The organism is Emticicia fluvialis, from assembly GCF_024793945.1.
Lineage (GTDB): Bacteria > Bacteroidota > Bacteroidia > Cytophagales > Spirosomataceae > Emticicia > Emticicia fluvialis.
On sequence record NZ_JANUSD010000002.1, the window covers coordinates 155586 to 169129 of the forward strand.

At 42.1% G+C, this 13544-nt stretch carries 11 protein-coding genes; 7 read left to right on the forward strand and 4 right to left on the reverse strand.

What is annotated here, in order from left to right:
* Positions 1–24: 24 nt before the first annotated feature.
* The 3 genes from NZ848_RS02590 to NZ848_RS02600 all read left to right on the forward strand — a co-directional run bounded on the left by NZ848_RS02590 (position 25) and on the right by NZ848_RS02600 (position 2566).
* On the forward strand, positions 25–429 hold the full coding sequence (locus NZ848_RS02590) for a hypothetical protein (protein WP_259014232.1): 405 nt from the start codon (positions 25–27) through the stop codon (positions 427–429).
* Between the two features lie 175 nt (positions 430–604).
* Positions 605–1480 carry an aldose 1-epimerase family protein gene (locus tag NZ848_RS02595; RefSeq protein ID WP_259014233.1) on the forward strand — a complete coding sequence of 292 codons (876 nt, stop codon included), beginning with the start codon at positions 605–607 and terminating at the stop codon, positions 1478–1480.
* Between the two features lie 321 nt (positions 1481–1801).
* The gene (locus NZ848_RS02600; protein WP_259014234.1) at positions 1802–2566 is read left to right on the forward strand and encodes an alpha/beta fold hydrolase; all 765 of its coding nucleotides are present in this window, start codon (positions 1802–1804) and stop codon (positions 2564–2566) included.
* On the opposite strand, the gene crtD is transcribed toward NZ848_RS02600, so the two are convergent.
* Entirely contained in the window at positions 2563–4038 is a 1476-nt protein-coding gene (gene crtD, locus NZ848_RS02605; RefSeq protein ID WP_259014235.1) for a 1-hydroxycarotenoid 3,4-desaturase CrtD, read from the reverse strand. The two genes, NZ848_RS02600 and crtD, sit on opposite strands and share 4 nt — an antisense overlap.
* A 213-nt stretch (positions 4039–4251) precedes the next feature.
* Between crtD and NZ848_RS02610 the strand changes: the two genes are divergently transcribed.
* Together NZ848_RS02610 and lpdA are read left to right on the forward strand one after the other, a co-directional pair.
* Positions 4252–5415 (forward strand): sigma-54-dependent transcriptional regulator, encoded by a 1164-nt coding sequence (locus NZ848_RS02610; protein WP_253533747.1) that lies wholly within the window; start codon positions 4252–4254, stop codon positions 5413–5415.
* Between the two features lie 57 nt (positions 5416–5472).
* Complete coding sequence (gene lpdA, locus NZ848_RS02615; protein ID WP_259014236.1) at positions 5473–6873, forward strand: dihydrolipoyl dehydrogenase; 1401 nt, start codon at positions 5473–5475, stop codon at positions 6871–6873.
* 102 nt (positions 6874–6975) lie between these two features.
* Here the strand turns inward: lpdA and NZ848_RS02620 are convergent, their stop codons facing one another.
* Both NZ848_RS02620 and NZ848_RS02625 read right to left on the reverse strand, forming a co-directional pair.
* On the reverse strand, positions 6976–7662 hold the full coding sequence (locus tag NZ848_RS02620; protein WP_259014237.1) for a hypothetical protein: 687 nt from the start codon (positions 7660–7662) through the stop codon (positions 6976–6978).
* 51 nt (positions 7663–7713) lie between these two features.
* A complete protein-coding gene (locus tag NZ848_RS02625; RefSeq protein WP_259014238.1) occupies positions 7714–9441 on the reverse strand; it encodes an IlvD/Edd family dehydratase in 1728 nt (575 codons plus the stop codon).
* Positions 9442–9560: 119 nt separating this feature from the next.
* Between NZ848_RS02625 and NZ848_RS02630 the strand changes: the two genes are divergently transcribed.
* Positions 9561–10832, forward strand: a complete 1272-nt coding sequence (locus tag NZ848_RS02630) for a DUF937 domain-containing protein (protein WP_253533751.1) — start codon at positions 9561–9563, stop codon at positions 10830–10832.
* A gap of 78 nt (positions 10833–10910) precedes the next feature.
* On the opposite strand, the gene ffh is transcribed toward NZ848_RS02630, so the two are convergent.
* Positions 10911–12227, reverse strand: a complete 1317-nt coding sequence (ffh, locus tag NZ848_RS02635) for a signal recognition particle protein (RefSeq protein WP_259014239.1) — start codon at positions 12225–12227, stop codon at positions 10911–10913.
* A gap of 365 nt (positions 12228–12592) precedes the next feature.
* On the opposite strand from ffh, the gene estT reads away from it, so the two are divergent.
* Positions 12593–13519, forward strand: a complete 927-nt coding sequence (gene estT, locus NZ848_RS02640) for a macrolide hydrolase EstT (RefSeq protein ID WP_259014240.1) — start codon at positions 12593–12595, stop codon at positions 13517–13519.
* Positions 13520–13544 lie beyond the last annotated feature (25 nt).

Below are 13544 nucleotides of genomic sequence, written 5' to 3' on the forward strand. Positions count from 1 at the left end.
AGAATTAATAACCCGATTTTTACTATGAGAAAGTTAATGTTTGTAGCAATGTTGGTGGCTGGAGCCATCTCTGCTAATGCGCAAAGAGGATATGACAGACCCGGCCGTTTTGATAATGGTTATGACAGAATAGACAGCTACCAGCGTGAGGCCCGCCGCCAGATTGCTTTTGGTATTGAAAGCGGCAGAATTACCTCTAATGAAGCCAAACGTTTGCTGAGAGAGGCAGAAAGAATTGAAGTGAAAGAGAACAGATTTAAACGTGATGGAAGACTGGATGGCTTTGAACGCCGTGAATTAGCGCAGGACCTGGCCATGCTGAACAACTGGATAGCTCGCGAGAAAAGAGACAGAGATCGTATAACCTATGATGAATATAGCCGTGGCTATGCAGGAGGCAGATACCACGACCGCTATGGAAGATATTAGTAAATGAGTTTTATTAATAATGCTTTTTCGTAATAACAGGGTGAGGCCTTTGGCCTTGCCCTTTGTTTTTTTGGTTTTTGCCCGTTGATAAATTTATAGAAATAGTGCTCTTTTTTTTGTCAGACAATTGCCAGAGATATGTAACTTGCGAACCGATATTTTAAGTACAAATTGTATGATAACCATTCAGAACGAAATCTTAAGTGCTACCATCAATCCTAAAGGAGCTGAGTTGGTAAGTTTAATAGATAAACCTACAAATACCGAGTATATGTGGTCTGCCGACCCTAAATACTGGGGTAAGTCGTCTCCTGTATTGTTTCCTGTTATCGGGTCATTAAAAGGCAATTCTTTTATTTATGATAACCAGGAATATGCGCTGCCAAGGCATGGCTTTGCGCGCGACAGGGTATTTGAAATTGAAAAACTATCAGAAAGCAGTGTGGTGTTTCTGTTGACTGAAGATGATTCTTCTTTACAGGTTTTTCCATTCACTTTTGAGCTGCGTTTGCATTATTCAGCAGAAGCCAATCAGTTAAAACTGAAGTATGAAGTAAAAAATACTGGCAATAGTGCTATGTTTTTTTCTATTGGGGGTCATCCGGCTTTTAAGGTACCTTTTGCAGAAGGTACTACCTACAATGATTATTTCTTAGAATTTAACAAGGTTGAAGATTTGAAAAAATGGCCTTTGGATAAAGATGGGTTGATAGAATCAGAGCCGGAAACAATTGCGGACGATTCAGGTATCCTGCCATTAACCAAAGAGTTATTTTATCAGGATGCTCTTGTATTTAAACATTTACAGTCTGACTCCGTTACACTTAAATCAGCCAAAACTGCTTACAAGCTTAAATTCCATTTTGAAGGATTCCCTTTTCTGGGTATCTGGGCAGCTAAAGATGCCGATTTCGTTTGTATTGAGCCCTGGTGTGGCATTGCAGACAGCGTTGCTCATAACCGGAATCTGGAAGAAAAAGAAGGAATTAACGCACTGGCGCCAACAGAAACCTTTGAAAGAACCTGGAAGGTGGAGATTGGGAATGAGTGATTGAGTGAATTAGTGAGTTAGTGATTGAGTGAATTAGTGAGTTAGTGATTGAGTGAGTTAGTGATTGAGTGAATTAGTGAGTTAGTGAATTAGTGAATGAGTGATTGAGTGAATTAGTGAATGAATTATTGCTCTTACAATTAGAAATTAGAATAATTGAGTATCTGAGTTGCGCCTCTTGTTCGCTAACCAGCTCTTAGACCCAAAATATAACAACCACTCAATCACTCATTCACTAACTCACTCAATTGCTCATTCACTAAATCCGTATACAATAAAATCCTATCTTTGCCGCCGGATAGATTAAATGATTACCATCAGATGAAACTTTTCTTTAGAAAAACAGGCGAAGGACAGCCTGTCTTGATACTACATGGCGTTTTTGGTTCGTCAGATAATTGGTTTACCATCAGTAAAATGATAGCCGATAAAGGCTTTGCTGTGTATGCCCTCGATGCCCGCAATCATGGTCAGTCGCCACGAAGTGAAGATTTTAGTTATGAACTGATGGCCCAGGACTTGAATGAGTTCATTGACGACCACCAATTGAATAAACCAATTATTATAGGTCATTCAATGGGTGGCAAAACCGTGATGCATTTTGCCATGCAGCATGAGGGGAAATTCAGTAAATTAATCATTGTTGACATTGCCCCCAAGTTCTATCCGTCGCATCATGGCCACATCATCCAGGGGTTAAATTCTATTGATTTAGACAAACTCACTAACAGAAAAGAAGCAGAGTTACAGTTAGACAGATACGTTACCAGCGTTGGTGAACGTCAGTTTCTTTTAAAGAACCTTTACCGGAATGAAATGGGCAAGTTCGACTGGCGCATTAATCTGCCGGTGTTAAGTAAAGAGATATACCAGGTTGGCGGAGATTTTACCGATACTCACGAAATCTCGGAACCCGTACTATTTATGCGGGGTAGTGAGTCTGGCTATATCTACGATGAAGATATACCTGCCATTAAGAAGATTTTTCCGAATGCCGTGGTAGAGACCATCGAAGGAGCCAGCCACTGGATTCAAGCTGATAAACCTAATGAGTTTGTAGAGGCCGTGGTTCAATTTATTGGCTAAAACTTCTTTATCATCTCACCAACAATTTTAGCCGAGGAAAGCGCCAGTGGAATGCCTCCGCCCGGATGCACGCTACCACCTACAAAATATAGATTATTGATTTGCGATGAGAAGTTGGCATGGCGCAAAAACGCTGCAAATTTATTGTTTGAACTATTGCCATACAATGCCCCCTGTACTGATGATGTTCTGAGTTCAATTGTCCGAGGGTCAAGCACCGATTCTGATTCAATCAGTGGTTCAATATCGGTTTTCAGGTTTCTGCTCAGCTTTTCTATCACGTTACGCCGGGCTTCTTCAATAATTTTATCCCAATCCTGCCCATCATTGGCAGGTGCATTCAGCAAAATAAACCAGTTTTCGCATCCGGCGGGGGCATCATCTTTCTTGTATTTGGAGGTGATGTTCAGGTAGATAGTGGAGTCTCTGTAAATGGTTTTTTTCTGAAACTGGTGCTCAAATTCAGTTTGGTAATCATCAGAAAAGAAAATGTTATGCAATCCTAACTCATTAAATTCTTTTCTGATGCCCCAGTAAAAAATGAGACCCGAACCACTTTTGGGCTGGCTAAGCAGTTTCTCCGGGTGTTTAGCATTGGGTAGTAGTTTTCTGTAAGTCGGGGTAACGTCCATATTGCTCACGAGCACATCAAACATACGCAACTCTTCAGTATTATCTGTCTTTAACTTTAGTCCCGTAGCCTTTTTATATTTTACAAGAATTTCTTCTACTCGGCAGTTAAAATGAAACTGCACGCCCAGGTCTTTTGCCAAAGCTACCAGGCTTTCAGTAATGCCATACATGCCATTTTTTGGGAAAAAAGCCCCGATGTTATACTCCAGATGCGGAATGATATTCATCGTTGCCGGTGTCTGGTATGGGTCAGACCCATTGTAGGTAGCGTAACGATTAAATAACTGAACGGCCTTGGGTGTTGAAAAAAACTGCACGTTGGCATCGTTCATGGTATTAAAAATACCCATTTTGGGTAGATTCAGATAGCCTCTTAAAGCCTTTGCGGAGGTCCAGGTTGATAACTTATGGAGCGAGTCTTCTAGAAAAAGGCCGCTTAGCACTTCATACTTAAAGGCACTGTCTTTCAATGCCTTTGTTATTTTTGCTGCCGGTTCGCCCAATTGTTTTTCGGCCTCCCTGGCAAATTCAGAAGTGTCGGCAGGAACATTAAGTCTGGTGCCATCTTCCCAGAAATACCGGCACACTTCCGGAAGGCGGATATACTCAAAATAATCGCTTGCCGATTTACCAGACAATTCAAATAACTCATCTACCAATTGAGGCATGGTAAATAAAGATGGCCCGGCATCAAATCTGTATGGGCCTTGCGCAAAGCTGCTTAGCTTACCACCGGGGTAGTCATTGGCCTCAAAAACTTCTACATCATAACCTTTGTTTTTCAGCCTGATAGCCGTGGCTATACCCCCGATACCGGCACCAATAATACCTGCTTTCATTGATAGAATCTGTCTTTTTAGGATAGTAAAAAAATAACAAATGTGCCGCCGGATTGTTTGAAAATGTAAGCTGATGGCAGGGTATAGCACCAACTATTAATCCAACTTTACCATAATTTCATAAGGGCTTTTCCTATTTTTTCACTATTTTGCGGCGTAAAATTAAACAATTCGGATAGACTAAGTTATATTGGTTACCCTAATAAATCTGTAATGGCAAAATTGTTAATTGTTGATGATGAAAAGAGTATTCGTGATGCCCTAAGAGACATTCTTGAATATGAGCAATATGAGGTAGACGAGGCCAAAGATGGAGAAGAAGGGTTGGCGATGGTGTTAAAAACACATTATGATGTAGCCCTATGCGATATAAAGATGCCCAAGCTCAATGGCCTTGATATGCTGCTGAAAGCCAAAGAAGAAGGCGTAATAACACAGTTTGTTATGATTTCGGCATTTGGTAATGTTGAAAACGCCGTTGAGGCTACCAAACGCGGGGCTTATGATTTTATAACCAAACCACCAGATTTAAACCGGTTGCTGATTACGGTTAGGAACGCCATAGAAAAGAGCAAAGACGTAGAGGTGATAAAAACGCTGAAAAGACGAATTTATAAAATAAATGAGATAGTTGGGGAGTCTGACCTGATTAAACGTGTAAAAGATACCATAGACCGCGTAGCCCCTACCGAAGCCCGTGTGTTAATTACCGGGCCCAACGGCTCTGGTAAAGAGATGGTTGCCAAACAGATTCACGAGAAGAGTAATCGCCGGAATCAGTCTTTGGTTGAGGTAAACTGTGCGGCTATTCCGTCTGAGCTGATTGAGAGCGAACTCTTCGGGCATGAAAAAGGCGCTTTTACATCGGCCATCAAACAAAGAATAGGCAAGTTTGAACAGGCAGATAACGGTACGCTTTTTCTGGACGAGATTGGAGACATGAGTCTTTCTGCACAAGCTAAAGTACTTAGGGCTTTACAGGAAAATAAGATTACCCGTGTTGGAGGAGAAAAGGAAATAAAGGTGAATGTAAGGGTAATAGCAGCTACCAATAAAGATTTAAAAAAGGAAATTGCTGAAGGGAATTTCAGGGAAGATTTATACCATCGGCTAAACGTGATTCCGATATACGTGCCTTCACTGGCTAACCGAAAAGAGGATATACCTTTACTGGCTGAGAAATTTTTACAGGATATTGCTGATGAGTACGGAGACTCAGTAAAGGGATTTGAGCCTGACGCAATGGAATATATGAAAAATCTGCCGTGGACAGGTAACGTGCGAGAGCTTAGAAACGTAATTGAACGGCTGGTGATTATGTGCGAAGCATCCATTACGCTCGATGATGTGAAATTATATGCCGGAATGGGTTATTGACCCGATGGCGAACGAAATGAGTCTGAAAAATAAAAAAAGAATAAAATTTATAATCACATGCAATACGATGTAACGGTAATCGGTTCGGGTCCCGGTGGATATGTAGCGGCTATCAGAGCGGCACAGTTAGGAATGAAAACCGCAATCATAGAAAAATATAGTGTTTTAGGTGGCACATGCCTTAATGTAGGTTGTATTCCATCAAAGGCATTGCTAGACTCGTCGGAGCATTTTTACAATGCCACGCATCATTTTGCCGAGCATGGAATACAAATACAGGCTCCGGTAGTTAACCTTGAACAAATGATGGCCCGTAAAAAAGGCGTTGTTGAGAAAATGAACGGCGGCATCAATTTTCTGATGAAGAAAAACAAAATTACGGTTTATAATGGTTTTGGCTCTTTTGTTGATAAAAATACCATCAACATAAAAAAAGCAGACGGAACTGATGAAAAAATTACTTCGGGAAAGGTGATTATAGCTACCGGTTCTAAGCCTACTATTCTGCCTTTTATGAATTACGATAAAAAAAGAATTATTACCAGCACCGAGGCTTTGAATCTGACAGAAATACCTAAACACCTGATTGTGATTGGCGCGGGTGTAATTGGGGCAGAGTTAGGGTCTGTTTATGCACGTCTTGGAGCCAAAGTAACCTTTGTAGAGTTTGCGGATTCGATGATTCCGACCATGGATAAAACAATGGGTAAAGAATTGCAGAAGTCTGTAAAAAAACTCGGTGCAGATTTTTATTTCAATACCAAGGTTACAAAAATTGAAAATCTGGGTGAAGAGGTTGCTGTAACTGCCGATGGAGCTGACGGAAAACCAGTTGAGATAAAAGGTGATTACTGTTTGGTTTGTATTGGCAGAAGAGCCTATATAGACGGATTGAATCTGGAGGCAGCCGGTGTTATTACCGACCGCGGCAAAGTTGTAGTTGATGAACACACCCTTGAAACAAACGTGAAAGGCATTTATGCCATCGGAGACGTAATAAGAGGGGCCATGCTGGCTCATAAAGCCGAAGAGGAAGGTGTTTTGGTGGCCGAAACCATTAATGGCCAAAAACCACATATTAACTATAACCTGATACCGGGTGTGGTTTATACCTGGCCTGAGGTTGCCTCGGTAGGTCAGACAGAGGAAGAACTCAAATCTAAAGGGGTTAGCTACAAGGTTGGCCAGTTTCCTTTCAAGGCTTTGGGCCGCGCTACTGCCAGTGGTGATACCGACGGACTGGTTAAAATTCTGGCTAACAAAGAAACAGACGAAGTATTAGGCGTACATATTATAGGTGCAAGAGCCGCAGATATGATTGCGGAAGCAGTAACGGCTATGGAGTTCAGAGCCAGTGCCGAAGACATTGCCCGTATATCTCATGCACACCCTACTTACATGGAAGCCGTTAAAGAAGCAGCTCTGGCCGCTACTGAAAACAGAGCTATTCACGTTTAACAAAAGCCATTTACCAGCAAAAGGCCCTTTGTAAGTATTTACTTTGGGCTTTTTTCATTTTAACCGGGTAAATATCCTGAACACTATCAAGCCTTAATGTACCTACAATTTGGTTTTGAAGTATTCAACCATTCCAAAAATCAGAATGCACCTTGATAGCATCACAATGGCTCTCGGAATAAAACTTAGCCAGGGCAGGGGCTCCACATACGTATTATAAAACACCAGTATATTGGCAAATGCCATTAAAACAACACACCAGCTTATCCAGAACTTATTTGTTCCGCCTATGGGTAGAAATGATGCCAGCGTGGCCGTGTAAGCATATATGGCCGTATAAATTAAAAGCAGAATTTCTTCAAAAAAGGGTAGGGATGGATGCAATGAAATGATATAAAATAAAATGGGTACCAGGGCATAAACCGGTATAACCCTCAACAACTTATAAGATTCGTCCTTTGTCTTGATTTCTGCGCCCATATTTTTAAAAATCTGTGTCCAGAGTATCAGTATACCCGCATGTATTACAAGGTTGAAAATTCTTAACCCATCAGGATAAATGATCACACATAGAGAAATAAAAACCGGAAGAATAAGCGTAGCAATGAATTGCCTGTCTATCGTTGTCGGAAGCGGCCTTCTCAAATTATAGTACCAGGCAACCAATACAATGGCTGCAATCAAGCGGAGGGTAGCAGTCCAAAAAACTTCCTCATCTGCCGGAAGCTTATTGAAAAATAATTCAGATATCAGTAAAAGGAATGTAGCTGTCAGGTATCGGATGTTCATAGATGTTAAAGTAAGAGCCCATACCTGAATATGGGCTCCGGATGCGACAGACTAATGCGATTCTCTTTTTACTTCATGACCTGAAAAGCCGGTCAGGAAGTTTAAATCGGCACCTTTGTCAGCTTGTGTTACTGTGTTAACGTAAAGTTGCACATAGCCGCGGTCATAGCCCAGGTCAATTGGTTTCCAGTTCCTGCGTCTTTCTGCCAGCTCTTCGTCTGGCACATGAAGCCAGATTTTGCGCGCCTCTACATCAATTTCAATTAAATCGCCGTTTTGCACCAGCCCTAAAGTACCGCCGACGGCAGACTCTGGCGAAGCATGAAGAAATACTGTTCCATAGGCTGTTCCGCTCATACGTGCATCTGAAATACGCACCATGTCGGTAATGCCTTTTTCGAGCAGTTTCTTGGGTAACTGCATATTGCCCACCTCTGGCATGCCTGGGTAGCCCTTTGGGCCAACGTTTTTAAGAACCATTACACTGGTTTCATCTATCTCCAGATCAGGGTCGTCTATGCGTGCATGATAATCTTCAATGGTTTCAAAAACAACGGCTTTGCCAGTATGTTTCATCAGGTGTGGCGATGCAGCAGACGGTTTAATAACCGCCCCGTTTTCGCACAGGTTACCTTTTACAACAGCAATGCCACCCTCTCGTAAGATAGGGTTATCGGCCGTTGCTATTACGTCATCATTCCATATTTTGGCACCTTTTGAGTTTTCAACCAGGCTTTTACCATTTACTGTAATGGCATTTTTATGCAAAAAGCCCGACATCTCCTTAATAACTGCCGGTAGCCCGCCTGCATAATAGAAATCTTCCATCAGATACTTGCCTGATGGCATCAGATTTAACAGAAACGGCATTTTACTTCCTATGCTGTCAAAATCATCAAGCGTAATATCTACATTAGTTCTGCCGGCAATGGCCAGTAAGTGTAGCACCAGGTTAGTTGAGCCCCCCACTGCTGCATTCATCATAATAGCATTTTCGAAGGCTTCGCGGGTAAGCACTGAAGAAATTGCCATGTTTTCGCGTACCATCTCAACAATTCTCATGCCCGACATGTGTGCCAGTACTTTTTTGCGGGAATCGGCTGCAGGGATAGCCGATGCGCCCGGAAGTGTAAGACCCAGGGCCTCAACCATAACGGCCATTGTAGAGGCTGTACCCATCGTAGAACAGTGTCCTATGCTTCGGCTCATGCAGGCTTCTGCTTCTTCAAATTCTTCGGGTGTCATTTTGCCCGTTTTAACATCATCCGCAAATCGCCATACATCAGTGCCTGAGCCTATGGCTTTACCCTGAAAACGGCCACTTAGCATGGGGCCTCCCGGCACCACAATAGTGGGCAGGTCAACACTGGCGGCGCCCATCACCAGCGAAGGCGTAGTTTTGTCGCAACCGGTTAATAACACCACCGCATCAAACGGATTCGCTCTAATGCTCTCCTCTACTGTCATGGCAGCAAGATTACGGTATAGCATGGCGGTAGGGCGGATGATAGTTTCGCCCAGCGACATCACCGGAAATTCGAGCGGAAACCCACCGGCTTCGTAAATGCCGTTTTTTACAGATTGCGCAATATCACGTAAATGGCCGTTGCATGGTGTTACTTCAGACCATGTGTTGCAGATTCCGATAACAGGTTTTCCTTTGAACTGATGCGCCGGATAGCCCTGGTTTTTAATCCAACTACGATAGATAAATCCATCTTTCCCATCTTTGCCGAACCAATCCTGGCTGCGTAGTTTTGTCGTATTTTCAGTGGTCATAATTTATGTTAGAGAAAAAGGCAAAAAATTTATCAATAATCTTTATTTTTGCGTTGTTTTGCAACCAATTTTAAGAAATTTGTTGGAATTAATTGTGATAGACTCAAAATTTATAAAATATGAACCTATTTGATACATTGAGCGAGGCATTGACAGATGATGTGGTATCAAAACTTGCCAAGTTAACAGATGAAGACCCGGCCAAAACCAAAAAAGCAATTGATGGTATTCTTTGTACGCTTATTGCCGGGCTTGTAAGAAGAACAGGAAGTACCATGAGCGTGAATATGCTCTATAATCAGATTCAGAAAGGGAACCAGGGCGGAAGACTGATTGGTGATGTGTTGTCTTATCTTAATAAAAAAGAAGACCTTGATGCCATATTGAAAATCGGCGACAGCCAGGTGAGCCAGATTTTCCCGGCCTATAAAAGTCCGCTGGTTAGTTTGATTGGTATCTATGCAGGCATTAAGAAAAACTCATCAAGCACCTACGCCAGTCTTATTACGCCAATGCTGATTGACGCCGTAAGCGTTGAAATAGCCAATAATAAAATGGATGTGGATGCCTTAACGGCTTATCTGGCAGAACACCACGAACCACTATTCAAAAAGGCTCCTGAAGAACTGATGGAGAAGATGATTCCGCAGCTGGGTTTACAAGAGCTGCTTTCTCCTAAATTCCCGCTTCCAAAGCGTGTAGTAACAGCTAAGCCTACGCCTCAGAAATCAAAAACCGGGGCGCCTGCTACGCCGCAGCCGGTTGAGCCTGTTGAAGAAGAAATAAGTAGTAGTTCGTCGTTTCCTATTAAAGGACTCCTTATTTTTCTTGTACTTGTAGCGGCAGCAGCCGGCGGATACTACTGGTATGAAAATTACTACAAACCATCTCAGGCCAGTGCCGTTCAGGAAGAAACCACCGTGGTGGATGATTCTCTGAGCACCGGCATTGATACCACGCGTGCGGCTTTAGTAGATTCAGTAGCCACAAAAGATACTACTGCCACACAGGTAGCACCTGCTGAAACAAATGCCGGTGGCAGCCTTACCAAAGAAATTGATCCTTACCTGGCCGATGCCACCAAACCAACCGGGCAGGTGTTTACGCTTAAAGACATCACTTTTGTAAAAGGCTCTTATGCATTAGATGATAAATCTGAGGCCTCAATTAAAGAGCTGATTGCCTTGTTCAATAAATACCCTAAACTTCAGATAAGACTGCAAGGCCACGCAACCGACGCCGTTGGGGTAGATAATAAAACAATGGCCGTTAAGAGAGCCTATGCAATAAAACGTAAATTGTTGTCAGCCGGGGTTAACGATACCCGCATTGATGCCATTGGTATAACAGGCCAGGGAGACCTGGCAGAAGTGAAAATTGTATCTAAATAAGAAGAAATACACATTGCATATCAACAAAAAAAGCACCTGTTCGACGGGTGCTTTTTTTGTTATCTTGCTTAATAGGGTTTATTTAAGTGCCTTTAGTTTGCCTCCTGTCTGCATCTGATTCACTTTCTTCATCATGGTGCGCATCTGGTCAAACTGTTTCAGCAGATTATTTACCTGTATAATCTGCGTACCACTACCGGTAGCAATTCTTTTCTTACGGCTGCCGTCAATAATATCAGGTTTCTCTCGCTCTTTTGGTGTCATTGAGCGGATAATAGCCTCTATTGGTTTAAACGAGTCATTGCTGATGTCAAGGTCTTTTATCTGTGAGCCCACCCCCGGAATCATGCCCATTAAGTCTTTAATGTTACCCATTTTCTTGATTTGCTCCAGCTGCGTCAGAAAGTCGTTCAGGTCAAACTTATTCTCACGCATTTTTTTGTTGAGGCGCTTGGCTTCGTCTTCGTCAAATGCCTGCTGTGCTTTTTCTACCAACGATATCACGTCGCCCATGCCTAAAATACGGCTGGCCATACGTTCGGGGTAGAAAATATCTAAAGCCTCCATTTTTTCACCCGTTGAAATAAACTTGATAGGTTTATTAACGACGGTTTTAATTGACAAGGCCGCACCACCACGGGCATCACCATCTAATTTGGTAAGTACCACACCATCAAAATCAAGGCGGTCGTTAAAGGTCTTGGCCGTATTAACGGCATCCTGCCCGGTCATGGAGTCAACCACAAAGAGAATCTCACTTGGGTTTATGGCCTTTTTAATGTTTTCTACTTCCTGCATCATCGCCTCATCAACTGCCAAACGACCGGCGGTATCGACAATGACTATATTTTTGCCGTTGCTTTTGGCGTAGGCTAAAGCATTTTTAGCAATTTCAACTGCATTTTTGCTTTCAGGCTCGGCATAAACCTCAACTCCTATCTGTTCGCCTAATACCTGTAGCTGTTTAATAGCCGCAGGACGGTAGATGTCGCAGGCTACCAGTAATATCTGGCGTCCTTGTTTCTTTAAGTAATTGGCAAACTTGCCTGAAAAAGTAGTTTTACCAGACCCCTGTAAACCGGCAATTAATATTACAGCCGGAGACCCCTTCAGGTTCACGCTCTGTGCCTGGCCACCCATCAGGTCGGTTAATTCTTCCTGTATAATTTTTACAAATAACTGACCCGGCTCAACGGCTATCATTACTTTCCGGTCAATTGCCTTTTCACGAACGCGGTCGGTTACGTCTTTTGCTACTTTATAGTTTACGTCGGCATCCATTAGTGCACGGCGTACTTCTTTTATAGTGGCTGCAATGTTTATATCAGAAATCCTACCTTGCCCTTTCAGGGTTTTGACAGCCTTATTTAGTTTATCACTTAAATTTTCAAACATTTTCCAGAGCGTTAATGATTATTCCTTTGCGCATAGCTCATACCAAAGGGACATAGTTTGTAATAATTTGCAAAGTTAAGATTTTAGCAATCAACTTGTCTATAATTAAATAAAGAAATAAACCCCGGAAAGTGATTTTTTAAGCGATGTAAATTGAGAAGCCTGCCAACGGGTATAATTATTTAGCCGTTTAATAACAATTGTTGTAAGTTTTAATTGTCGAAATCGTTATTTATTTGTGCTGCGTGTAGGGTATATGGTTTAATGCCATACGGCTGGCACAAGTTTTTAACATTGTATACAGGGCCCCGGCCTTGCGTATTAATATTACCTCAGTGCATAGTAAGAATAATAAATTATTTGTCATGAAAATCTTAAGCTTTTTATTTTGCTTAACAGCCATTGCTTTGATGAATGGCTTCAGGGGTTCTCAGCACAATGTAACCATAAAACGAGACCAGGTGTCTCTATATACCGAACATTTCGGAGAAAAGGAAAATCCGGCAGTTTTATTATTAGCCGGGGCCACAGCTTCTATGTTGTATTGGGATGAAGAGTTTTGTCAGAAACTGGCCGACAAGGGTTTTTATGTTATCAGATATGATAACCGGGACGTAGGGAAATCTACCTACTATAAACCCGGAAAGGCATTATATACTATTGTAGATTTTGCTGATGATGCCATTAGTATTTTAAATAAGTACGGTATTAAAAAGGCGCATCTGGTTGGTATGTCTTTAGGTGGCTCAGTTTCGCAGATAGCTGCATTAAAATATCCTGAGCGTGTGGCCTCACTTACGCTCATGTCAACCGGTCCCTGGGGTGATTCTGACCCGGCGGTGCCAGAAATGGACAAAAAACTACACGATTTTGAAGCTAAAGCCGTATCTGTAAACTGGTCTGACGAAAATTCAGTAACTGCGTATATGTTAGAGGCTGCTGCCTTAATGAGCGGTAGAAAACCTTTAGATAAAGACCGGATAGAACAAAGAATAAGAGCTGAACACAAACGTGCTAATTTTTATGTAAGTATGTTTAATCATGCAAGCATAGGTGGAGGAGAAGAGTTTTATAACAGACTGGGTGAGATACATGTGCCAACGTTGCTGATTCATGGAACAGATGACCGTATATGGCATTTTGGTCATACCAAAGTAATGCTTGAAAAAATTAAAGGTTCTAAACTCATAAAACTTCAAGGAACTGGCCATGAACTGCATTATGATGATTGGGACACGATCATCAACGGTATTGAGCAGCACGCTTCAAGTAAAGCCGCAAAACTGATGTAACACAATTGTGGTTTCAAGGGCAGTA

Coding starts and splice junctions, on each gene's coding strand:
- NZ848_RS02595 (WP_259014233.1), top strand. CDS start 605: ATGATAACCATTCAGAACGAAATCTTAAGTGCTACCATCAATCCTAAA.
- lpdA (WP_259014236.1), top strand. CDS start 5,473: ATGCAATACGATGTAACGGTAATCGGTTCGGGTCCCGGTGGATATGTA.
- NZ848_RS02625 (WP_259014238.1), bottom strand. CDS start 9,441: ATGACCACTGAAAATACGACAAAACTACGCAGCCAGGATTGGTTCGGC.
- NZ848_RS02600 (WP_259014234.1), top strand. CDS start 1,802: ATGAAACTTTTCTTTAGAAAAACAGGCGAAGGACAGCCTGTCTTGATA.
- NZ848_RS02630 (WP_253533751.1), top strand. CDS start 9,561: ATGAACCTATTTGATACATTGAGCGAGGCATTGACAGATGATGTGGTA.
- estT (WP_259014240.1), top strand. CDS start 12,593: ATGAAAATCTTAAGCTTTTTATTTTGCTTAACAGCCATTGCTTTGATG.
- NZ848_RS02620 (WP_259014237.1), bottom strand. CDS start 7,662: ATGAACATCCGATACCTGACAGCTACATTCCTTTTACTGATATCTGAA.
- ffh (WP_259014239.1), bottom strand. CDS start 12,227: ATGTTTGAAAATTTAAGTGATAAACTAAATAAGGCTGTCAAAACCCTG.
- NZ848_RS02610 (WP_253533747.1), top strand. CDS start 4,252: ATGGCAAAATTGTTAATTGTTGATGATGAAAAGAGTATTCGTGATGCC.
- NZ848_RS02590 (WP_259014232.1), top strand. CDS start 25: ATGAGAAAGTTAATGTTTGTAGCAATGTTGGTGGCTGGAGCCATCTCT.
- crtD (WP_259014235.1), bottom strand. CDS start 4,038: ATGAAAGCAGGTATTATTGGTGCCGGTATCGGGGGTATAGCCACGGCT.